Below are 21,173 nucleotides of genomic sequence, written 5' to 3'. Positions count from 1 at the left end.
GGGCGGCGGACGCGACAGCGCGCTGCGCGTCCAGTGCGTCGGCACTGGGCGCGCAGCGCGCATCCCCCTTTTTTCACATCGGTCAGCGAGTGCCGACCGCAGCGCGCACGGCCCGCCGTGCCAGCGCGCAGTCGTCGTGCAGCCGCCTGAGCAGCAGCCGCTGTTCCTCGCCCGTGGGCGCCGCGCCGGGGCGCTCGGCCGCGCCGCCGACGGACGGCGCCTCGCGCATGGTGCGCTGCACGGCCGTCTCGTACGTCCTGATCTCCCGCGTCAGCACGAGCATCAGGTTCACCAGGAAGGCGTCCTGCGCGGCCGGGCCCGCCGCCTGCGCGACCTGGCTGATGTGCCGCCTCGCCTCGGGCGCGTCGCCGAGCACCGTCCAGAGCGTCGCCAGGTCGTAGCCCGGCAGGTACCAGCCCGCGTGCTCCCAGTCGACCAGCACGGGGCCGGTCGGGGACAGCAGCATGTTGGAGAGCAGCGCGTCGCCGTGACAGAACTGCCAGATGCCACCGCCCCTGCCACTGGCATGTGCGAGCCCGTGCAGAAGCTTCTGGAGGTCGCCCAGGTCGCGGTCCGTGAAGAGGCCCAGCTCGTGGAAGCGCGAGATGCGGCTCGCGTAGTCGATCTGGGGCCTGTTGCCGAACAGCTCCGTGGGCGGACGCCACTCGTTCAGCCGGGCGACCGCGCCGAGGGCGGCCCGGACGTCGGCACGGGGCGGAGCCTCGGCCAGGTGCCGCGTCAGGGCCGCCACCCGGCCCGGCATCCGCTCTATCACCAGCGTGCAGTTGTCAGGATCCGCGGCGATGAGCCGCGGCACCCGCACGGGTGGACGGTGCCGGACGAAGGCGCGGTACGTCGCTATTTCGTGGCGGAAGCGCTCCGCCCAGGCGGGGGAGTGGTCGAGTAAACACTTGGCGACGGCGTTCGTGCGCCCGGTCGTGCCGACGAGCAGGACGGAGCGGCCGCTGCGCCGCATCACCTGCACCGGGTTGAACTCCGGGCAGATGCGGTGCACGGCGGTGATGGCCTTCCGCAACTGCGCGCCCTGAGCGCCAGACAAGTCGAGTCTCCCGCTGAGCGGTCCGGCGACCCGCCCCGCGGCCCGCCGGTTCGGGCCGGCCTGCGTGGGGTCCAGGTACGGTCCGCCGACCGCTACCGGTCGCCGGGGCTGAGGTGGGGCGGACACGGAGGACGATGCTGTGTACATGGGCGAGACAGATCCCTTCGTGGTCCGACGATTTACGTGCGCCACCCGGACCGGAAGCCGACCGACACCCTGGGGAATGAAGACCGACTGCCGGGCCGGGGTGGCGCCTTCTTACCTGACACCCGGCCGCGGGTGGCAGACCATCTGGCGCACCCTGGCGAACCCTGGCGAATAGTCCCGCCGCATCTGACAGGGGGCTACTGTCAAGTCAGCCGAGAACCCTGGGGGCTTGACGTGACCGGAGAACCCAACACCCGCCTGAACGACCTGTTCGGCCTGGCCGGCTGGTCGAAGGGCGAGCTCGCGAGGCTCGTGAACCGGAAGGCGGCGGCCATGGGCCACCCCCAACTGGCGACCGACACCTCGCGGGTGCGGCGTTGGATCGACAAGGGGGAGGCCCCGCGCGATCCCGTGCCCAAAGTGCTGGCAGCCCTGTTCACCGAGCGACTCGGCCGTGTCGTGACCATCGAGGACCTCGGTTTCGTACGGCACGGGCGCGCTGGAAGACGACGGGGTTCAGGAACGGACGACACCCCCGACGGCATCCCGTGGGCGCCCGAGCGAACGGCGGCGGTCCTCACCGAATTCACGGGAATGGACCTCATGCTCAACCGACGCGGCCTGGTGGGCGCGGGCGCCGCGCTCGCCGCAGGCACCGCTCTCAGCAGCGCCATGCACGACTGGCTGCACACCGACCCCGCTCTCTCGACCGACGCTCCCCGCTTCGACGATCCGCTGAAGGCCGATCCCGCCGGGTTCGACCGCTACGAGGCCGCTCCCATCGGATACGAGGAGATCGAGGCGCTGGAGCGCTCGGTCGAGGTGTTCCGCGCCTGGGACGCCAACCGGGGCGGCGGACTCCAGCGCAAGGCGGTCGTCGGCCAGCTCAACGAGGTGGGCGGCATGCTCTCCTACCGCCACCCCGATCCCCTCCAGCGGCGCCTGTGGGGCGTCGCGGCCAACCTCGCCGTCCTGGCGGGCTGGATGTCCCACGACGTCGGCCTCGAACCGACCGCCCAGAAGTACTTCGTGATCGCCGCCCACGCGGCGCGCGAGGGCGGCGACCGGCCCCGGGCGGGCGAGGCGCTCTCCCGGGCCGCCCGGCAGATGGTCCACCTGGGCCGGCCGGACGAAGCGCTGGACCTGATGAAGCTCGCCAAGTCGGGCTCGGGCGAAGAGGCGCTGCCGCGCACCCGCGCCATGCTGCACACCATCGAGGCGTGGGCGCAGGCGTCGATGGGCCACGGCCAGGCGATGCGCCGCACGCTCGGCGAGGCGGAGGAACTGTTCGTCTCGGACCGCAGCGACGTGCCGCCGCCCAGCTGGATGCAGATGTTCGACGAGGCCGACCTGCACGGCATGCAGGCGCTGGCCTTCCGGACCCTCGCCGACCACGACCCGTCGGCGGCGAGCGGGGCGCAGCGGCACGCCAAACTGGCGCTCGAACTGCGCAAGTCCGGCCACCAGCGGTCGAAGGTCTTCGACTACATCTCGCTGGCCTCGGCCTGCTTCATCGCCGACGACCCGGAACAGGCCGAACGCTACGCCAGGCAGGCACTGGAAGCCATCGGCAGCACTTCGTCGCACCGCACCTGGGACAGGCTGTGGGAGATGTACCTGCTCACGGGCCAGTACGCGGGGCACGCGAAGATCCAGGAGCTGCGCGAGGAGCTGAAGACCGCCCTGCCCAAGCAGACGAAGCGGGTCAGGAGCGCACAGGTCTGAGCGGGGGTCCCCACCGCGGGCCGCGAGGACCCGTACCCACCACATCCACGGTGGAGCGCTATTCGCCGACCCTGGCCACCAGCACGCACGCGTCGTCCTCGCGCCCGACGTCACCGCCGAACTCCTCGACGATCCCGCGCACGCAGTCGCGCGCCGTCCTGGCCCTGGCGAACCTCGGCGCGAGCCCCAGCAGACGACGCACGTTCTGCTCGTCGAGCGCACCCCGGCGGGTCAGCCCGTCGGTGTGCAGCACCAGTACGTCGCCCGGAAGGAGCGGCACCTCGTCCTGTTCGTACACGGCTGTGGAGGTCGCCCCGAGCAGCACGCCGTCGGGCGGCGGCAACGCCACGCCCGCCCCGCCGCGGAAGAGCAGCGGGGCGGGGTGTCCCGCATGCGCCCAGCTCAGGGTGCGTGTGGTGGGCTCGTACCGGCAGCAGATGGCGCTGCCGAGCGCGGGCTGCGCCGACGCCTCCAACAGCTGGTTCAGATGGCCCATCAGGGGGCCGGGTGCGATTCCGGCGACGGCCATGCCGCGCAGCGCGCCGAGCAGCATCGCCATGGTGGAGGTGGCCGTCACGCCGTGGCCCGTGAGGTCGCCGACGGTCAGCAGGGAGCTGCCGTCGGGCAGGTCGAGCGCGTCGTACCAGTCGCCGCCGATCAGCGCGTCCGTGGTGGAGGGGAGGTAGTGCGCCGCGACGTCGAGCCCGCCGGGTCCGGTGGGCGAGAGGCGCGGAGTTCCGCGCCAGGGCGGCAGCACGGCCTCCTGGAGTTCGACGGCGAGGCGCCGCTCGGTGCGGTCGATGTGGCGCTGGCGCTGGAGCGAGTCGAGGCTCTCGCGGACGACCCGCTGGCTCCTGCGCAGCTCGCTGACGTCCCGCAGGACCGCCCACATGGAGGCCGTGCACCCGTCGGCGTCCAGGACGGGCTCGCCCATCATGTGCAGCGTGCGCACCCGGCCGTCCGTACGGACGATCCGGAACTCCCCGTCGATGGGGCGGCCGTCGACGAGGCAGTCCGTCACCAGGGCGGTGAGCAGCGCCTGGTCCTCGGCGAAGACCATCGTCGGCAGCTCGTCCAGGGACAGCGGTCCGCAGTCCTGGGTGCGGCCGAAGATCTGGTACAGCTCGTCCGACCAGCTCACCTCGTCGGTCAGCAGGTTCCACTCGGCGCTGCCGACCCTGCTGAGCAGGGAGCCGGAAGGCGCGGCGGGCACGGCGCCGCCGTGGGGTGCGCGCGGGGCGGGGAGCTGCGCGGCCTCCTCGGGCAGCCCCTCCTTGAGCTGGCCCAGGTGGGCCCTGAGGTCGTCGAGCTGGTGCACGGCGAGGTCGCAGAGCGCGCGCTGCCAGCGGCCGTGCATGTCGTCCTCGTCGTGCGCCGACGCGTCGCGCCGCACCGCGTCCACGTCGCCGCGCAGCCGGTGCGTACGCGTGATGAGCGCGTCTACGAGCCCCTTCTCGGGGGACCCCGGTGCATGACGGTCCGCGAGTGGATGGGACGGCATGTCGGACTCCGATACAGGCGCGGCGCGGCCAGCTGACGAATGGACCGGTAACGACTGTGGCACAGCGGGGAAGTTCCTGTAAGGGGTTCGGCAACACTCGATACGGTGGTGCTTCTGGCATATGCCTCGGGCGAGCGGATTCCCGGGGGCGCCGAACGGGCGGCGTCCCCCGGGGAGTTGACCGTCAGACGGTGGCGATTGCCGGATCGCTGATGCCCGCCGTGCCGTCCTCGACGTGCCCCGCGAGACGGCGCCGGAACACCGGGTCCGTGTCGCAGACCACCGTCACGTCGTACCACCGCCGGGTGGCCGCGAGGTCCACCAGGTGCGTCACGCGCCCGCCCGCGGGGACGGTCAGCGTCCAGCCCGAGCCGCCGTAGGCGTTGCTGAACGTGAGGCGGCAGGCGGCGGTGCCCGCGTTGGTCGCGGTCAGCTCCAGGCCGCCGCCCGACGCGGCGTGCCGGGCGGTCACCTCGGGGCCCGCCGCGGACGCGGTCTGCCGGAAGGAGCGCAGGAAGCCGTTGGGACCGTGCACGGTCAGGTCGTGCGTGCCCTTGGAGTACGCGGCGTTCCAGGTGTCGGTGACGCTCCTGCCCGCCTCTGCGGTGTACGTCCACGGCGCGTCGGTGCGGTTGCCCGACGTGACGTAGAAGCACGCGCCGGCCCCGGCGCCGCCGCTGAACGTCAGCCGGAAGCGCCCGGTCGACGGGGTGGTGGCACCGTCCGCGTACGGCGCGTACCTGAGCGGGCGCGTGGGGCGCGAGCCCTTCTCCTGCTTGGGCAGCAGGGGCTGCGCGGGCGGTTTCGGCACGTAGCTGTCGTGGCGCTGGCCGTCCGGCGGCCGGTAGCCGTCGGTGTTCGGCAGCTCGGCCGGGCCGGTGTCCCGCAGGGAGAAGTCGAAGGCCGAGGTGAGGTCGCCGCAGATCGCCCGGCGCCAGGGCGAGATGTTCGGCTCGGCGACCCCGAAGCGGCGCTCCAGGAACCGGATCACCGACGTGTGGTCGAAGACCTCGGAGCAGACGAAGCCGCCGGTGCTCCACGGCGACACCACGGTCATCGGCACCCGCTGGCCGAGCCCGTACGCCCCGGCCGCGTACGAGACGTTGCCGCCGAACCTGTCGAGCGCCGTGTCGACGGTCGACAGGCCCTGTGCCGCCGACGACGGCGGGTACGGCGGCACGGCGTGGTCGAAGTAGCCGTCGTTCTCGTCGTAGGTGACGAACAGCGCGGTCCTGCTCCACACCTCGGGGTTGGCGGTGAGCGCGTCCAGCACCTGCGAGACGTACCAGGCGCCGTAGTTGGCGGGCCAGTTGGGGTGCTCGCTGAACGCCTCGGGCGCGGCGATCCAGGAGACCTTCGGCAGCGTCCCGGCCGCCACGTCGGCCCTGAGCCGGTCGAAGAGCCCGTCGCCCTTCTTGACGTTCGTGCCCGTGCGGGCCTTCTCGTAGAGCGGCTCGCCCGGCTTGGCGTTGCGGTAGGCGTTGAAGTACAGCAGGGAGTTGTCGCCGTAGTTGCCGCGGTACGCGTCGTTGATCCAGCCCCAGTGCCCGGCCGCGTCCAGGCCGTCGCCCACGTCCTGGTACACCTTCCAGGACACGCCCGCCTTCTCCAGGCGCTCGGGGTACGTGGTCCAGGAGTACCCGGCCTCCTCGTTGCCGAGGACCGGCCCGCCGCCCCTGCCGTCGTTGCCGGTGTGCCCGGACCACAGGTAGTACCGGTTGGGGTCCGTCGCGCCGATGAACGAGCAGTGGTACGCGTCGCAGACGGTGAACGCGTCGGCCAGCGCGTAGTGGAACGGGATGTCCTGGCGGGTCAGATAGGCCATCGTGCCGGCCGACTTGGCGGGTATCCACTGGTCGTAGCGGCCGTTGTTGAACGCCTTGTGGCCGCCCGCCCAGTCGTGGTTGAGCCCGGCGATGAACTGCATGCCGAGGTCTTCGGCATCCGGGTGGTACGGCAGCACGTCCTTGCCGCCGGACTGCTGGTGCCACACGCTCCTGCCGCTCGGCAGGGTCACCGGGCGCGGGTCGCCGAAGCCCCGTACGCCCTTCATCGAGCCGAAGTAGTGGTCGAACGAACGGTTCTCCTGCATGAGCACGACGACGTGCTCGACGTCCTGGATGCTGCCCGACCCGCGCGCGGCCGGGATGGCGGCGGCGCGGGCGATGCTGCTCGAAAGGGCGGAGAAGCCCGCGGTGGCGCCCGCGATCTGGAGGAACCGGCGCCGGTCGAGTTCGGCCATGGTGGGGGGACCTCTTCGTTGAGGGAACGGGAGCGAACGGAGTGTGCCAAGCGGGGACAGGGAAACGGAAGGGTCGGTAGAGCCGGTTTCCGTCGGGTGAAGCTCCGCCGTACGCCTCACGAACAGCGCCCGCTCCCGGCAGCCGCCCCGCTCAGCAGGCGTGCCGCGCGAAGTGCCGGGCCAGGGCGTGGAACGCCGCCTTGGGCTCCCAGTGCCAGGGGGAAGCCGGTTCGTCGGGACGGTCCTTGACGCTCTTCACGATGCTGTAGGACGCCATGTCCAGGTCGAGCTTCGGCTCGGGGCGGTGCGGGGAGTCGGGGCTGACGAAGGTGTACAGCAGCGCCGCGTACAGGTTCATCGACTCGAACACGTCGAGCATGTCCGTGAGGTACGCCGCCTGCGTCCGCTCGCCGCGCACCAGGTCCCCGACGATCTCCGGCGGCGTCTTGGAGTAGTCGACCGTGTGCCAGCCCATGCCGCCCCGCTCCGGGGCGCCGACGTAGGTGCACGTGCCGAACTCCGTCACCGCGACCGGCTTGCCCCAGCGCAGGAAAGGCGACAGCTCCTTCACGTAGTCGGACTTCTTCGGGTGGTACGCGTAGTAGTTGACGCTCACCACGTCGAAGAGCTTCCAGTCGACCTCCTCGTCCTGCGCCGCGCCGTACGTCAACGGCCCCCGGAACACCGACCTGCCCACCCGCGCCGCCGCGGCGACGACCTCGGTGAGCCGCCGCATCATGTGCACCGGGTCGAAGTTCCCCTTGAGCAGGTTCTCCACCCGTTCGAGGGCGTCGGCGCCCGGCACGATCCCCGGCACGAACAGCACGAACTCGCAGCCCACGCTCAGATGGACCCGCGCCCCCGCCCGCCGCAGCCGCTCCGCGTGCCGCCCGGTCTCCGCGAGGTGGTCCAGGATCTCGGCCTCGGGCACGTCCCCGAGCCTGGGCTGGAGCCAGACGCCGAGCCCCTGCTCGGCCGCCGCGCTGGACGTCGCCCGCAGCCGGTCCACGCCCTCGCCGAACACCGAGACCGTGTCCGCGTGCAGGTCCCTGGCGATCGCCCTGACGTCCCCGCGCATCCGCTCCGCGCTCCACGCCGTCCCCGGGGTCTCGCCCGGCCCCACCTCGTAGCACACCCCGCGCTGCCCGAGACCCCGCCGCCCGCGCCCGTCCGCCCCGCCCGCAGCCCGCACGGGCGCGGCCCCCGCGGGAGCCGCCGCCACCAGCGGCCCAGCGGCGGCAGCGGCCCCCAGGCCCGCCGTACCCGCCAGGAACCGCGCCCTGCTCATGCCCTTGCCGTTCACCGTGACTCCCTCGTCGATCCGTCCGGCGCCCCCGGCGCCGCGCTGCACGGCACTCACTCTGCCCGCAGGCCCCGTCCGGACGGATCGTCCGAAGGTCGCCGACGCGCCGACCTTGGTAGCGGCCGCCGTGGCCCTGGGGACTACGACGCGGCCGATCGGCCTTGTCGTGCAAGGGCGTTGGCGGCCGCGCCCGTCGGGGGAAAGTCGGTTGAGCCGCCCGCCCGTACCGTGCCTAGGGTGATCGCCATGACGACACCCATGCCGATCGGCGAGCCACTGTCCGCGCTGGGTCTCCCCGAGGGAGGCCACCTCCTGGAGAGCAGCCCCCGCTCGCACGTGTGGCGGACCGCCCTCGCCGACGGCACCCCCGCGATCGTCAAGCAGACCGCCGAAGGCGGCGCCACCACGGACGGCGCCACCCGCTTCGCGCGCGAGGTCACCGCGCTGCGCCTCGCGGGGCGCGCCGCCGACCCGGCCGTCGCCCCCGCGCTCCTCGGCACCGACCCGCGGAACCGGGTGATGGTCCTGGAACTCCTCGAAGAACAGGGCGCGTCCGGGGGCGGTGACTGGCTGCCCGGGTACGCCGACGCGCTGGCCAGGCTGCACTCGGTCACGGGACCGGCCGACCGGGGCGCGCTCCCCGCCTGGGCGGGCCCGAAGCCCGCCGACGCCGACGCGTTCCTCGCCCTGGCCGAGGCACTGGACGTCGAGGTGCCCCCGCGCGCGGCCGACCAGCTCGGCGCGCTCCTGGACCGGCTCGACCCGGCGCCGCACCACGCCCTGCTGCACGGCGACCCGTGCCCCGGGAACGACCTGCGGACCTCGGGCGGCGTGCGGTTCATCGACTTCGAGCACGCCGCACTGGGCAACGGACTGGTCGAACTCGCCTATCTGCGCATCGGGTTCCCGACCTGCTGGTGCGCCATGTCGGTGACGGGCGCGCCGCTGGAGGAGGCGGAGTCCGTCTACCGCTCCACGTGGCGCTCGCGCACCGGCACGGACGTCCCGGGCGACCTCGCGGACGCCTGCGCGGGCTGGCTCGTCCAGGGCGACGCGCTCGTGCGGCGCGCGGAGCGCGAGACCCGCGACCACCTCGCGCGCGTGCCGGTGGAGGACTTCGCGTGGGGGCCGAGCACGGCCAGGGAGCGCCTGGTGCACCGGCTCGACGTGGTCGCAGGGCTCGCCCGCGACCACGACCTGCTGCACGCGGTGGGCACGCTCTCCGGCGCGCTCGCCGACCGCCTCGTCGCCGCCCGGCCCGCGCCGCGCCCGCTGCCGGGAGCCGACCGGCGCCCCTGGGCCTGACGCGGTCCTCGCATCGCGCGAGGACGGTCCGCGTGGTGATTATCCGGTGTCCCGGGAGCGCCCCTGCGGGCACACTCGGCGGGGTGAAGAGCGAAGAGTTCATCGAGATCCTGGACGTCGAGGGCCGCCGCCTCGCGGCCGCCGCCGAACGCGCCGCCGCGGACGCGCCCGTACCGGCCTGCCCCGACTGGGTGGTCCACGACCTGGTCGGCCACGTGGGCCGGGTCCACCGCTGGGCGACCCGTCAGGTCGCCGGGAACCTGCAGGAGCGACAGCCGCCCGTCGACCCGCCCGACCTCGCCCACGAGGCCCTGTTGGAGTGGTACCGCCAAGGGCACCGCACCCTGATCGAGACGCTGCGCTCGGCCCCCGCCGACCTGTCCTGCTGGACGCTGTTCCCCGGCCCCGACGGCTCGTCGCGGGCCTTCTGGAGGCGGCGCCAGGCCCACGAGACGGCCGTGCACCGGGTGGACGCCGAGTCCGCCGCAGGGCTGCCGCTGTCGCAGCTCGACCCGGCGTTTGCCGCGGACGGCGTGGACGAACTGCTGTGCGGCGTCCACCCCCTCGACCGCGGCAGGGTGCGCAGCGAAACCCCGCGCACGCTGCGCCTGCGGGCCACCGACGTCCCGGACGCGGCCTGGACCGTGCGCCTCTCGGCCGACGCGCCGACGACCGATCGCACCACCGAGGAGCCCGAGGCGCCGGACTGCGTGGTCGAAGGCCCGGCGGCCGACCTCTACCTGGTGCTGTGGAACCGGCTGCCGCAGGAGCGGCTGAGCGTCACGGGCGACGCGGAGGCCGCACGGCTGTGGCGCGAGGCGAGCAGCATCTGACCCCGCGAGGGGGCCGGTCCGGTCAGAACAGCTGCATCTGACCGGGGAAATCCGGCACCACATACCCGTCGAGGGACGGCTGCGCGGCGCCGGGACCCACCCGCGTCCGCGAACCGTCGCAGGACGTGAGCTGCGCGTGGCCGATTCCCGGCGGCGGGTCGTGGCGGGCCAGGCGGCCCGCCACGACCGCGATGTCACGCCCGCAGACGGGGCAGAGGCGACGGGGGGACCGGGAAGAGGTGGACATGAGCCCAGTCTGCACGGTCGGACGGCGGGCCCGGCACCGCCCCCGGTGCGCCGCTCGGGGGCGGTCGACGGGGCCGGCCCCGGGCGAGGCCGGGGGGACGGAAAAGGACGGGCCGTCCGCGCACCGGCCGCGTACCGTGTCCGCATGCCCGAACTCCAGTGCCTGCGTGCCGACCACGCCCCCGCCCTGCTCGACTTCGAGCGGGAGAACCGCGCCTACTTCGCCGAATCCGTGCCGGACCGGGGCGACGCGTACTTCGCGGAGTTCGACGACCGGCACGCCGGGCTGCTCGCCGAGCAGTCCGCCGGCACCTGCCGCTTCCACCTGCTCGTGGCCGACGACGGGGCGGTCCTGGGCCGGGTCAACCTGATCGACGTCGAGGACGGCACGGCCGAGCTGGGCTACCGCATCGCCAAGAGCGCGGCGGGCCGGGGCCTGGCGACGGCCGCCGTGCGGGAGGTGTGCGAGCTGGCCGCCACCGACTACGGGCTGACCTCGCTGTGGGCGCGCACGACCCTGGACAACGCTGGTTCGCGTGCGGTGCTGGCCCGCGCGGGCTTCACGGTCACGGGCGAGGCCGACCTCGGCGGACGGCCCGGCCTTACCTTCGTCCGCGAACTGGGCTGATCCGCAGGCCGACGGGCCGCTGGCGGCACGGGCTCAGTACAGCGCGAGTCCGTACGCGGAGAGGGCGGCGGCCACCGGCTGGTAGTAGGTGACCCCGCCCGACGCGCAGCTGCCGCTGCCGCCGACGATCAGGCCCAGCGCGAGGGTGCCGGAGAAGGCGGGGCCGCCCGTGTCGCCCGGCTCGGTGCAGATGTTGGAGCGGAACAGGCCGTGGACCGTGCCCTCGGGGTAGGTGACCGAGACGTTCACCGCGGTGACGGTGCCGCAGCGCAGCCCGCTCGTCCGGCCGACGTGGCACAGGGACTGCCCCACCCGGGGCTGCGCGGCGCCGGTGATGTCGCGGACCGTGCCGGGCCCCGTGCGCACTTCGCCCGGACGGCTCACCGAGGCGTTGGTGTAGCGGATCACGGCGTGGTCCCGGCCGGGGAAGGTCACCGCCTCGGTGACGCCCACGGGCACGGTCAGCGCGGGGTCGGCGAACCAGGCTGTGCCCGCGGCGCCCGCGCAGTGCCCGGCCACGACCGCGTACGTACGATCTCCGCCACGCGCGTTGAAGCCGACCGTGCAGCGCAGCCCTCCGGAGGCGTACAACACGTCCGAGCCACGCACTTCCACGGCGCGCACGGCACCGAGGGCGGCGGGCGCCGCGACACCCGACCAGGCGAGCAACAGGGCGAACAAGGCGACGGCCGGTCCTGCGCGGTACGGCTTCACGATCCCTCCCGATGGCGTGTCCCCGTCATTGTCGGGGCATGTGGGAAGGACCAAAAGCCCGAAAGTCGTCACTCGGTGGGTACCAGAGGTGGTCCAGCAGGTGAAGTGTGCGCCACGATGGGGTTATGACCGTGGCTCATCGCGCCATGACTCAACTAGAGACATGGCCGGATCTGGTAAGTGCCCCGCCCCGGTGCACTGTTGGTCTCGCCCTCAGCAGTGCCGAGGGCGATGTCGTGCACTTCCATTCCGAGGACTCCGCCGATGTCCGCCTCACCCGCGCCGCCGTCCAGCGGCTGTTGCCCCACCTGCGGCACAGCAGCGCGATCCGGGTGAAACCCGGTGGCGACTGGGTGACGGTCCTCCTGGACTGCGACGCGGACATCGCCCTGTTGCTGACGCTGGTGAGCGTGGCGCTCAAGGAGCACGGCGCGGTACCGACGGGCCTGACGCCCGTGCCGTGCGACTGGCAGGGGCCCGAACCACCCGGTACGGCGGCCGCCGTACCGGCCGCCGTGCCCTCGCCCGCCGCTTCCGCCGACGGGGCCGCCGTCGGGAAGTGGCGGGCGTTCGGCCGCTTCCTGGCGCACGGCGCGCACGGACACTGAACGGAGCGCACACACCGAACGGTCGACGAACCGCCCCGGGGAGGTCCCACGGACTCGTGGGACCTCCCCGCTTTCCGTACGGCTACTTCAGCCGGCCGACCACCAGATGAGATCTGCTCGTAGCCCGCCGTGTCGGCGACCCGGCAGCGCTCGTCCGTGCCGTTCAGCGCTTCGCCTTCGGGTTGAGGCGGTCCTGCGTGCCGTCCACCTGGTTCGGGCTGGACCGGCTGATCCACTGCCGCACCGAGAGGCGCACGGTGCCGCCCTGCTTCAGGTCGGACGCCTGATGCGGGTTCAGCCCCTGCACGCCGACCTTCGGCGCGGGCCGCGTGCCCCCGTCGCCGGAGTCCGAGGTACCGACACACGCAGTCACCGCCACGGCGGTGGACGCGGTCGCTACGGTCAGGGCCATCGCCCTGCGGGCCCGGTTCATGCTGGAGTTCCTCCCGGTCGGTACGGCGTCGCGAGGTCGCGGCAACAGGAACCGTAGAACGGCCCCGACCCTCGAAAGGGCCATGAAAGTAGCAGGTCAGAGCATTTATTGAGGCTGCAACAGAGGGTTCACGCACGGGCCGCACCCGGTCACAACCGTGGGATAGCGTCGCTCACCGCCCCGTCCCCACGAAGCCCTGCCGAGGATTCCCACTCGTGCTCAGCCACCTCTCCAAACGCCTCGGCTACTACGCTCTGCTACTGGCGCTTGCCGTCGTGGTCTCCTACGCCTTGCCCTCGCTCGCGCTCTCCCCGCGCGGCTACTTCGGGGGCCGCCGGCCCCCGCCCCCGCCCGCACAGGTCGAGGCGCGGCTCACCGCGCTCGGCATCAACGACCGCACCCCGCTCGCCGAGCGCTTCCGGCACTGGCTGGGCGGTGCCCGCATCGGCATGGTCCTCCAGGACCCGCTCTCGGCCCTCATCCCGGTCCACCACGTCGGCGACCGGATAGCCGAGGCCGTCCGCACCCAGCAGGACGTCTCCCGCGCCCACGCCGCCCGCCGCGCCGTCGAACTCCTCGACCTCGTCGGCGTCCCCGACCCGGCAGGCCGGGCCCGCGCCCACCCGCACGAGTTCTCCGGCGGCATGCGCCAGCGCGCCCTCACCACCACGGCGATCGCCAACGCCCCGGAGACGATCCTCGCCGACGAGCCGACCACCGCGCTCGACGTCTCCTCGCACGACCTGTCGGTGATCCGGCACGTCGCCGACCGGGTCAGCGTGATGTACCTGGGCCGCACCGTCGAGAGCGGCCCGGTCGACGAGGTGTTCGGCGACCCCCGGCACCCGTACACCAGGGCGCTGCTCTCCGCGGTCCCGCTGCCCGACCCCGTACGGGAGCGCGAACGCGAACGCGTCCTGCTGGCGGGCGATCCGCCGAGCCCCGCCGAACGGCAGACCGGCTGCGGATTCCGCGGCCGCTGCCCCCGCTACTCCGCCCTCGGCGCCGCCGACCGCGCGCGCTGCGAGAGCGAGATCCCGGTCCCCGCCGCATCCGGCCGGGGCACCACCGCGGCCTGCCACTTCCCGGCCTGAATCCCGTCCACACCCACGAGGAGAGTCATCACCATGCACCGCACCCCGCTCAGCCGCCGCGCCGTACTCGCGGCCGCAACCGGCACCGCGCTGGCCGTCCTGACGTCGGGCTGCGGTCTGATCGGCGGCGACGACGAGAACACCATCAAGGTCGGCATCAGCGGCGACGCCCAGGAGTGGGACACGCTCGTGAAGGAGGCCGAGAAGCAGGGCCTCAAGGTCGAACCGGTCTCCTTCGACGACTACTCGCTGCCCAACAAGGCGCTCGCGGCCGGCGACATCGACCTCAACGCCTTCCAGCACCTGGTCTTCCTCGCCCAGTCCAACCTGGAGAACAAGACCGACATCGTCCCCCTCTCGGCCACCACCGTCGTCCCCCTCGGCATCTACTCCAAGAAGGTCGACAAGCTCCAGGACCTCAAGGACGGCGCGAAGGTCGCCCACCCCGACGACCCGGCCAACCAGGGCCGCGCGCTGCACCTGCTGGACCGCGCGGGGCTCATCGAGCTGAAGCCGGGCACGGGCCTGTACGCCACCCCCGAGGACGTCGCGAAGAACCCGAAGAACCTGGAGTTCACCCCGGTCAACGCCCAGCAGACGCCGCGCCTGCTGCCCGACGTGGGCATCGCGATCATCAACGACGGCGTCGCGTCGCTCGCCAAGATCGACGCGAAGTCGGCGCTCTTCCACGACGACCCCAAGGACCCGCGGATCCGCCCGTACATCAACGTCATAGCCGTCCGCGCGGGCGACAAGGACAACCCCGACTACGCCAAGATCGCGAAGCTGTACGCGAGCAAGCCGGTCCAGGACGCCTACCAGAAGTACGCCAACGGCACCGGCGTCCACCTCGACCTGTCGCAGAGCGAGTTGGAGAAGGAGCTGGACCGTGTCGCACAGCAGCTCAAGAAGTAGCGCCGCGGCCCAGGACGGGCCCATGATCCGGCTGGCCGGGGTCAGCAAGGAGTTCAAGGGCGGCGTACGGGCCGTGGACGCCGTCGACCTGGAGGTGGCCGCGGGCTCCGTCCACGGCATCGTCGGCCACAGCGGCGCGGGCAAGTCCACGCTGCTGCGCCTGGTGAACCTGCTGGAGCGGCCGACGAGCGGCACCGTCACCGTCGCGGGACAGGAGCTGACGGCGCTCGGCGAGCGCCAACTGCGCGCCGCGCGGCGCGACATCGGCATGATCTTCCAGCAGTTCAACCTCTTCAGGTCCAGGACCGTGCTGGGCAACGTGGTGTTCCCGCTGCGCCAGTCCGGGCACTCCAGGGCCGGGGCCCGCGCCAAGGCCCTGGAGGCGCTGGACTTCGTCGGCCTCGCCGACCACGCCCGCCGCTACCCCGAGCAGCTCTCGGGCGGCCAGCGCCAGCGCGTCGGCATCGCCCGCGCGCTCGCCACGTCGCCGCGCGTGCTGCTCTGCGACGAGGCGACGTCCGCGCTGGACCCCGGCACCACCCAGGAGGTGCTGGCCCTGCTGAAGCGGGTCAACTCCGAGCTGGGCGTCACGATCGTGGTGATCACGCACGAGACGGAGGTGGTCACCGCGATCTGCGACCGGGTCGCGGTCATGGAGGACGGCGCGGTCGTGGAGGAGGGCGAGGTGCACGAGGTCTTCACGCGCCCGAGCCACCCGACGACCCGGGAGTTCGTACGGGCGGCGCTGCACGCGTCCCCCGTGCGCGGCCTGCTTCCCGGGCTGCTGCGGGAGCACGGCGTGCCCGACACGGTCGCGGCGGCGGTCCTGGCGGACCTGGACGGCGGGGCGAGCGCGCCGGACGGCGGGGCGAAGGTTGCGGACGGTGTGGCGAAGGCTGCGGACGGTGTGGCGAAAGCACCGGACGGCGTGGCGACGAAGGCGGTGAACGCGTAGTGCAACAGGACTGGGACGTCCTCTGGCCGAAGATCGTCGACGCGACGGGCGAGACGGTCTACATGGTCCTCGCGACCCTCGTGCTGGCCACGCTCTTCGGCACGTTCGTCGGGCTGGCCCTGTACGCCACCCGCAAGGGCGGCATCTTCCAGAACCGGCTCGTCTTCGTGCTGCTCAGCTTCCTGGTCAACGTCATCAGACCGGTCCCCGCGCTGATCGCGATCGTCGTCCTCAACCCCGTGACGCGGGAGCTGATGGGCACGGCGGTCGGCACCGACGCGGTGATCTTCCCGATGACGTTCATCGCGACCTTCGGGGTCGCCAGGATCGTGGAGAGCAACCTCGTGGGCGTCGAGCCGGGAGTGATCGAGGCGGCCCGCGCGATGGGCACCAGCAGGGTGCGGATCCTGCTGACCGTGCTGGTGCCCGAGGCGCTGGGCCCGCTGATCCTCGGCATGACCTTCATGCTCGTGGCGCTGATCGACTTCTCGGTGATCGCGGGCACGGTGGGCGGCGGGGGCGTGGGCAACCTCGCCATCACCCACGGCTACCTGCGGTTCGACGACCGGGTGATGGCGGTGACGGTGCTCATCCTGATCGCCCTGGTGCAGGCGGCCCAGCTGCTGGGCAACGCGCTGTCGCGCAAGGTGCTGCGCCGCTGAGGCACCGAAGCGCGGTACGGGGCCGGGCGCGCCGCGCCCGGCCCCGTACCGCGTCATCCGCCACTCAGGCCTGCGGCCCGGTGGCGCCCGGCTCGTCCGTGACGGCGGGCCCGTCCGCCACGTCGAGCTCCAGATTCGCGATGCGCTCGGGGTCCGCGACCACTTCGATCCCGGTGATCAGGCCGTCGACCACGGTGAACTGCAGCACGAGCCGGAGCCGGCCCAGCGGAGCCATCGCGAGGCCGAACGCCCCGTCGATGAGCGCCACACCGGTGAACGCGGCCCGGCCCATCGCGGCCATCGCGCCGCGCGCCACCGTCTCCGCGCCGCCGACCAGGATCGGCTCGGGCGTCGGCCCGGCGAACCGGTCGGCGCGCAGCACCACGTCCGGGTGGAGGAGCGAGACGAGCGCCTCGAAGTCGCCGCCCCTGGTGGCCGCCAGGAAGGCGTCCACCACCAGCCGCTTGCGCCCGGCGTCGGCGCCGGGATCCGGCGCGCCGCCCTTCACGCGGCGGCGGGCGCGGCTGGCGAGCTGCCGCGTGGAGGCGGACGTACGGTCCAGCAGCTCCGCGATCTCCTCGAACGGCACGGCGAACATGTCGTGCAGCACGAACGCGAGCCGCTCGTCGGGCGACAGCGTGTCGAGCACCACCAGCAGGGCGAGCCCGACCGAGTCGGCCATCAGGGCCTCCTGCTCGGGGTCGACGGCCGAGCCGTCCGCCTCGGCGCGCGGCGCGCCCGAGGCGAACGTCTCCAGCGGGTCCTCGCGCCGGGTGTCGCGCGAGCGCAGCATGTTCAGGCAGACCCGGCCCACGACCGTGGTGAGCCAGCCGCTGAGGTTCAGCACGTCACTGGTGTCGGTGCGGGCCAGGCGGATCCACGTCTCCTGGACGGCGTCGTCGGCCTCGCTGAGCGAGCCGAGCATGCGGTAGGCCACCGCCCGCAGATGGGACCGGTCCCGCTCGAAGCGCTCGGCGAGCGCCACGTCGTCGGGCGCCGTGCCGCCCGCCCCCGTGCTGTCTGTCACCGTGTCATGTCCTTTCGCTGCCGGGGCCGGTCGTCCGGCGCCCGGCCCCATGTGTCGACGAGCACGCTACAGAGACCGTCGGCGCAGGTCTCTGCCGGTCCCCCTGCAACGAGGCGGCGGGCGTACGGAGATGACGCACCGTCCCCGTACGCCCGCACCGGCCCCGGCCCCGGCCCCGGCCCCGGCCCCGGACTCAGGCCAGTGCGACGAGTTCCCGGTACTCCTCGTTCCACAGGTCCTCGTCCGCGTCCGGCAGCAGCAGCACCCGGTCGGGGCGCAGCGCGTCGACGGCGCCCTCGTCGTGGGTGACCATCACGATCGCGCCGGGGTAGGAGCCGACCGCCGCCAGCACCTCGTCGCGCGACGCGGGGTCGAGGTTGTTGGTCGGTTCGTCGAGGAGCAGCACGTTGGCGCCGGAGTGGACGAGACCGGCCAGCGCCAGCCGGGTCTTCTCGCCGCCGGAGAGCACCCCGGCGCGCTTGTCGGCGTCGTCCCCGGTGAACAGGAACGAGCCCAGCACGCCCCGCACTTCGCCGTCGGTGAGGTGCGGGGCGTCGGCGACGAGGTTCTCCCGTACGGTCAGTTCCTCGCGCAGCGTGTCGTGCTCCTGCGCGAAGTACCCGAGCCGCAGCCCGTGCCCCGGCACGACCCTGCCGCCGTCCGGCGCCTCCCGGCCCGCCAGGACGCGCAGCAGCGTGGTCTTGCCCGCGCCGTTGAGGCCGAGGACCAGCAGCCTGCTGCCCCGGTCGACGGCGAGGTCCACCCCGTCCAGGACGCGGCGGCCGCCGTACGCCTTGGTGAGGCCGACCGCGCCGAGCGGCATCCGGCCGCAGGGGGAGGGCTCGGGCAGCCGGATCCTGGCGACCTTCTCGGTGCGCCGCGCGGGTTCGAGCTCGGCGAGCATGCGGTCGGCGCGGCGCGCCATGCTCCTGGCGGTCGCGGCGGTGGCGACGCGGGCCCGCATCCGGTCCGCCTGGGCGTGCAGCGAGGCGGCCTTGCGCTCGGCGCCCGCGCGCTCCCTGGCCCGCCGCCGCTCGTCGGCCGCGCGCTGCGCGAGGTACCGCTCCCAGCCGGTATTGTGCACGTCGACCGCCGCACGGGCCGGGTCGAGGTGGAAGACCCGGTTCACCACGTCGGCCAGGAGCGAGGTGTCGTGGCTGATCACGACCACGCCGCCCGAGTGGCCGCGCAGGAAGGCGCGCAGCCAGCCGACCGAGTCGGCGTCCAGGTGGTTGGTCGGCTCGTCGAGGAGCAGGGTGCCGGTGTGTCCCGCGAACAGGATCCTGGCCAGTTCGACCCGGCGCCGCTGACCGCCGGAGAGCGCGCCGACCGGCTCGGCCAGGACGCGCTCGGGCAGCCCGAGCCCGGCCGCGACCCGGGCGGCCTCGGCCTCTGCCGCGTATCCGCCGCCGGACTGGAAGGCGGTTTCGGCGCGGGCGTAGGCGGCCATGGCCCGTTCGAGGGCGACGGGGTCGGCCGAGGCGGCGGCCATCGCCGTCTCGGCGGCGCGCAGGGCGTGCAGGGCGCGGTCGAGGCCGCGCGCGGCGAGGATGCGGTCCGTGACGGTGACCGAGGGGTCGGCGGCGCGGGAGTCCTGTGCGAGGAAGCCCAGCGGGCCGGTGCGGGTGATGCTTCCCGACGCCGGGCGGGAGCGGCCGGCCAGGGCGGTGAGCAGGGTGGTCTTGCCCGCGCCGTTGCGGCCGACGAGGCCGATGCGGTCGCCGGGGGAGACGGTGAAGGAGGTGTCGGCGAGCAGCAGGCGGGCACCTGCGCGCAGCTCGACACCGCGAACGGTGATCATGGGGTAACGCTCCGAGAGGGCTGAGGGACACACTTCTGGCGTGGAAGCGGGTCCTCGGCTAGGAAACTCGGGGCGTAGACATGTCTCCACGCTAACCGAGCCCTCCCGGAGGGCGCACCGGATTTATCGGCCCCCGGGGTTCGGCGGGGTCTGCCGGGCTCTGTCGGATCCTTCCGGAGTCCCGCGCGGTCCCTCGTAGCCCCGCACGGTCCCGCGCAGCCCCTCGCGGTCAGTCGGCGGGCGACTGCAACTGGGCGACCCACGCCCGCAGCCCCGCCAGGAACCCGGCCCGCTCGTCCTCCGTCAGCTCCGCGAGGGCGCGGACCAGCGGTTCGCCGCGCCGGGCCGCGAAGGTCTCCAGCGGGGTGCGGTACTCGTCGGCGAGCGTGACCAGCACGCGGCGGCGGTTCGCCGGGTCGTGGTCGCGCCGGGCGACCCCGGCCCTGCTCAGCCCGCCGACCAGCTCGCTCGCCGTGGAAAGGGAGACGTGCAGCCGCCCCGCGATCTCGCCGACGGTCAGCGGCGGACCGGCCAGCAGGTGGGGGAGCACGGATCCGTGACGGGTGGTCAGGCCGTGCGACTCCATCGCCGTGCGCAGCGGCTCCGGCATCAGCTCGCGGACCTCGCCCGGCCGGAAGTGCGGCTCCAACAGCGGGATCAGGCCGACGACTTGGAGTTCTTCGGGCGTCAGGGCCCGGGGGCGGTGGACCGTCTGCGGCTCGGCGGCGTACGGCTCGGGAGCGTCGTGCATACTGTGAGTGTAGATGCTTCGGAAATCCAAACTGTTCGGAAAATCGAAGGATGGGGTCCGTCATGCCCGCAGTGAGCTACACAGACGCGCTCAACGACGCCCTTGAGCGCCTGGACGACCTGGGGTACGAACGGGGGCAGGGCGTCGACCTCGCCAACCACGGCCCGATGGGCGCCGAGGCGCTCGTCCTGCTCGGCATGGGAGACGACGTCGCCCGGTGGGTCGTCCGCTACCGCAGGGCCATGGAGCACCACGAGCCGCCCGCCGCGCTCCTGCGCGTCGACCCGGCGGACGAGGCGTCCTGGCGCCCCGCCCTCGGCGACATCCGCAGGGCGGGCGACTGGGAGCGGCTCTTCGGCGCGGAACTCGCCGAAGCGCACTGGCGCGACGTGCTCGCCCGCTGGTGGCCCCGGCTCCTCCCGGGCCTCTTCGCCGGACTCACCCACGGCGTGATCCGCACCGCCCACGCGGTGCGCGGCCTGTACACAGCGGGGAACGCCGCGACCGGACTCCAGCTCCGCGAGCTGGCCAGGGGCCTGGCCTACTGGGCCGCCCGCTACACCGAACTCCCCGGCACCCCCCGCCTCACCGGCACCCGCGCCGTGTCCGCCGCCGTCGAAGCCCTGCCCCGCGTCCCGCTCCCGGGCGGCCTGACGGCGGAGGCCGCCCGGGAGAGGTTCGGCGCTCTCGAAGAACTCCCGCACTACAGTGCGGCACTGGGCTGGATCGGCCCCGATCAGGCACCCCTGCTGCTGACCGAGATGACGCTCCAGTTCGCCGACGTCTACCTCGGGCACCCCGAGGTCTACCCGGTTCCCCTGATCCACGGCGTCACCGCGCCCGCCGCCGTCCGCCTGGTCCTGCCGCACCTCCCGACGGAGCTGCACGGCCCGACGGTCGCCCGCCTCTGGCAGGTCCAGACGGCGTTCCTGCTCGCCCTGACCGTGGACCGGCGCGACGAGGGCACGGGCGCGTGGCGGGCCGAGGTCCCCGACCTGCCGCCCGTCCACGAACTGGCCCCGCGCGCCGCCGAACACGGCGACGAGCACGTCGTCAAGTTCACCGAGGCGTGCCTGCGGGAGTACGCGCTGCGCCCCGACCAGCGCTACCCGGCCGCCGCCTACGCCGCGCTGCGCCGGATCAATCCGCTGGACGGCGGTGGCGGCGTCGGCGCCTTCTCGCCCGACCGGGTCTGACGGGCCCCGGAGCCGGACGACCGGGCC

20 protein-coding genes are annotated in these 21,173 nt (G+C 73.3%); 10 read left to right on the top strand and 10 right to left on the bottom strand.

All coding sequences use genetic code 11. The features are described from left to right. Positions 1-82: 82 nt before the first annotated feature. Positions 83-1,207: an aminoglycoside phosphotransferase family protein gene (locus ACIBNE_RS24990; protein WP_399275084.1), complete on the bottom strand. Its 1,125-nt coding sequence runs from the start codon at positions 1,205-1,207 to the stop codon at positions 83-85. Positions 1,208-1,441: 234 nt separating this feature from the next. Here ACIBNE_RS24990 and ACIBNE_RS24985 point away from each other — a divergent pair, with 234 nt between their 5' ends. Next, positions 1,442-2,932: a hypothetical protein gene (locus tag ACIBNE_RS24985; protein WP_399275082.1), complete on the top strand. Its 1,491-nt coding sequence runs from the start codon at positions 1,442-1,444 to the stop codon at positions 2,930-2,932. A gap of 58 nt (positions 2,933-2,990) precedes the next feature. On the opposite strand, the gene ACIBNE_RS24980 is transcribed toward ACIBNE_RS24985, so the two are convergent. The 3 genes from ACIBNE_RS24980 to ACIBNE_RS24970 form a co-directional block, all read right to left on the bottom strand. Next, positions 2,991-4,433: a PP2C family protein-serine/threonine phosphatase gene (locus tag ACIBNE_RS24980; protein ID WP_399275080.1), complete on the bottom strand. Its 1,443-nt coding sequence runs from the start codon at positions 4,431-4,433 to the stop codon at positions 2,991-2,993. Between the two features lie 184 nt (positions 4,434-4,617). Then, positions 4,618-6,675: a phosphocholine-specific phospholipase C gene (locus ACIBNE_RS24975; protein WP_399275078.1), complete on the bottom strand. Its 2,058-nt coding sequence runs from the start codon at positions 6,673-6,675 to the stop codon at positions 4,618-4,620. A 151-nt stretch (positions 6,676-6,826) separates the two neighbouring features. Beyond that, the gene (locus tag ACIBNE_RS24970; RefSeq protein ID WP_399275429.1) at positions 6,827-7,963 is read right to left on the bottom strand and encodes an abortive phage infection protein; all 1,137 of its coding nucleotides are present in this window, start codon (positions 7,961-7,963) and stop codon (positions 6,827-6,829) included. Positions 7,964-8,224: 261 nt separating this feature from the next. Between ACIBNE_RS24970 and ACIBNE_RS24965 the strand changes: the two genes are divergently transcribed. Beyond that, positions 8,225-9,283, top strand: coding sequence for a phosphotransferase family protein (locus ACIBNE_RS24965; protein ID WP_399275076.1), 1,059 nt, complete (start codon positions 8,225-8,227; stop codon positions 9,281-9,283). A gap of 83 nt (positions 9,284-9,366) precedes the next feature. Next, positions 9,367-10,116 carry a maleylpyruvate isomerase family mycothiol-dependent enzyme gene (locus ACIBNE_RS24960; RefSeq protein ID WP_399275074.1) on the top strand — a complete coding sequence of 250 codons (750 nt, stop codon included), beginning with the start codon at positions 9,367-9,369 and terminating at the stop codon, positions 10,114-10,116. A gap of 22 nt (positions 10,117-10,138) precedes the next feature. Here the strand turns inward: ACIBNE_RS24960 and ACIBNE_RS24955 are convergent, their stop codons facing one another. Further along, positions 10,139-10,363 carry a hypothetical protein gene (locus ACIBNE_RS24955; RefSeq protein WP_399275073.1) on the bottom strand — a complete coding sequence of 75 codons (225 nt, stop codon included), beginning with the start codon at positions 10,361-10,363 and terminating at the stop codon, positions 10,139-10,141. Positions 10,364-10,507: 144 nt separating this feature from the next. On the opposite strand from ACIBNE_RS24955, the gene ACIBNE_RS24950 reads away from it, so the two are divergent. Beyond that, entirely contained in the window at positions 10,508-10,990 is a 483-nt protein-coding gene (locus ACIBNE_RS24950; RefSeq protein ID WP_399275071.1) for a GNAT family N-acetyltransferase, read from the top strand. A gap of 33 nt (positions 10,991-11,023) precedes the next feature. Here the strand turns inward: ACIBNE_RS24950 and ACIBNE_RS24945 are convergent, their stop codons facing one another. Then, positions 11,024-11,704: a S1 family peptidase gene (locus ACIBNE_RS24945; RefSeq protein ID WP_399275069.1), complete on the bottom strand. Its 681-nt coding sequence runs from the start codon at positions 11,702-11,704 to the stop codon at positions 11,024-11,026. A 125-nt stretch (positions 11,705-11,829) separates the two neighbouring features. Here ACIBNE_RS24945 and ACIBNE_RS24940 point away from each other — a divergent pair, with 125 nt between their 5' ends. Beyond that, on the top strand, positions 11,830-12,312 hold the full coding sequence (locus ACIBNE_RS24940) for a luciferase family protein (RefSeq protein ID WP_399275067.1): 483 nt from the start codon (positions 11,830-11,832) through the stop codon (positions 12,310-12,312). Positions 12,313-12,475: 163 nt separating this feature from the next. Here the strand turns inward: ACIBNE_RS24940 and ACIBNE_RS24935 are convergent, their stop codons facing one another. Beyond that, positions 12,476-12,745 carry a hypothetical protein gene (locus ACIBNE_RS24935; RefSeq protein WP_399275065.1) on the bottom strand — a complete coding sequence of 90 codons (270 nt, stop codon included), beginning with the start codon at positions 12,743-12,745 and terminating at the stop codon, positions 12,476-12,478. 215 nt (positions 12,746-12,960) lie between these two features. On the opposite strand from ACIBNE_RS24935, the gene ACIBNE_RS24930 reads away from it, so the two are divergent. Genes ACIBNE_RS24930 through ACIBNE_RS24915 form a run of 4 tightly spaced genes read left to right on the top strand, consistent with a single transcriptional unit; the run spans position 12,961 to position 16,371 of the window. After that, entirely contained in the window at positions 12,961-13,839 is an 879-nt protein-coding gene (locus ACIBNE_RS24930; protein ID WP_399275063.1) for an oligopeptide/dipeptide ABC transporter ATP-binding protein, read from the top strand. 33 nt (positions 13,840-13,872) lie between these two features. Then, a complete protein-coding gene (locus ACIBNE_RS24925; protein ID WP_399275061.1) occupies positions 13,873-14,754 on the top strand; it encodes a MetQ/NlpA family ABC transporter substrate-binding protein in 882 nt (293 codons plus the stop codon). Between the two features lie 22 nt (positions 14,755-14,776). Continuing rightward, a complete protein-coding gene (locus tag ACIBNE_RS24920; protein WP_399275059.1) occupies positions 14,777-15,709 on the top strand; it encodes a methionine ABC transporter ATP-binding protein in 933 nt (310 codons plus the stop codon). Further along, positions 15,709-16,371 carry a methionine ABC transporter permease gene (locus ACIBNE_RS24915; protein ID WP_399275057.1) on the top strand — a complete coding sequence of 221 codons (663 nt, stop codon included), beginning with the start codon at positions 15,709-15,711 and terminating at the stop codon, positions 16,369-16,371. The genes ACIBNE_RS24920 and ACIBNE_RS24915 overlap by 1 nt, the downstream gene beginning before the upstream one ends. Before the next feature lie 64 nt (positions 16,372-16,435). Here ACIBNE_RS24915 and ACIBNE_RS24910 read toward each other — a convergent pair whose 3' ends face one another. The 3 genes from ACIBNE_RS24910 to ACIBNE_RS24900 form a co-directional block, all read right to left on the bottom strand. Then, positions 16,436-17,398 carry a sigma-70 family RNA polymerase sigma factor gene (locus ACIBNE_RS24910; RefSeq protein WP_399275055.1) on the bottom strand — a complete coding sequence of 321 codons (963 nt, stop codon included), beginning with the start codon at positions 17,396-17,398 and terminating at the stop codon, positions 16,436-16,438. Positions 17,399-17,591: 193 nt separating this feature from the next. Beyond that, a complete protein-coding gene (locus tag ACIBNE_RS24905) occupies positions 17,592-19,199 on the bottom strand; it encodes an ABC-F family ATP-binding cassette domain-containing protein (RefSeq protein WP_399275053.1) in 1,608 nt (535 codons plus the stop codon). Between the two features lie 229 nt (positions 19,200-19,428). After that, positions 19,429-19,950, bottom strand: coding sequence for a MarR family winged helix-turn-helix transcriptional regulator (locus ACIBNE_RS24900; protein WP_399275051.1), 522 nt, complete (start codon positions 19,948-19,950; stop codon positions 19,429-19,431). Between the two features lie 62 nt (positions 19,951-20,012). On the opposite strand from ACIBNE_RS24900, the gene ACIBNE_RS24895 reads away from it, so the two are divergent. Next, entirely contained in the window at positions 20,013-21,146 is a 1,134-nt protein-coding gene (locus ACIBNE_RS24895; RefSeq protein WP_399275049.1) for a hypothetical protein, read from the top strand. Positions 21,147-21,173 lie beyond the last annotated feature (27 nt).

The sequence above is a fragment of the Streptomyces sp. NPDC050504 genome, assembly GCF_044458065.1.
Classification (GTDB): Bacteria; Actinomycetota; Actinomycetes; order Streptomycetales; family Streptomycetaceae; genus Streptomyces.
Note: the sequence above shows the minus strand (reverse complement) of the source record. Positions and strands in the feature narration are given on the sequence as shown.